Origin of the sequence: Neisseria sp. HMSC064E01 (assembly GCF_001808875.1) — a bacterium.
Taxonomy (GTDB): domain Bacteria; phylum Pseudomonadota; class Gammaproteobacteria; order Burkholderiales; family Neisseriaceae; genus Neisseria; species Neisseria sicca_A.
Genome location: NZ_KV794959.1, coordinates 33,056 through 33,401 on the forward strand (window position 1 = coordinate 33,056; position 346 = coordinate 33,401).

General features: G+C 45.7%; 1 protein-coding gene. It reads left to right on the top strand.

Annotated elements, in window-relative coordinates:
* Positions 1–95 precede the first annotated feature (95 nt).
* Positions 96–346: Arm DNA-binding domain-containing protein (locus HMPREF2572_RS10120; protein ID WP_148132332.1), on the top strand; the 251-nt coding region annotated here is incomplete at its 3' end.

The window sequence follows — 346 nt, forward strand, 5'->3', positions numbered from 1 at the left end:
GTATAATTCCGTCTAATTCAGCTTAATTGAAGTAACCTAAAATTTACGGTATCTTTTGCGGTATCTGAAAAATACCTCGAAAAAATACCGTAAAAATGAAGCTGAACGACCGCCAAATCAAAAACGCCAAACCCGCCGAAAAGCCATTTAAGCTGAATGACGGCAAGGGCTTGTATCTGTATATCAATACGAGCGGTGGGAAGTTATGGCGGTTTGATTTTTCGTATAACGGCAAACGGAAAACGCTTTCAATCGGCAAATATCCAACCGTATCACTGGTAGAAGCCCGCGCCGCTGCCGAAAACGCCCGCCGCTTGCTTGTATCGGGGCAAGACCCCAGCGAAGC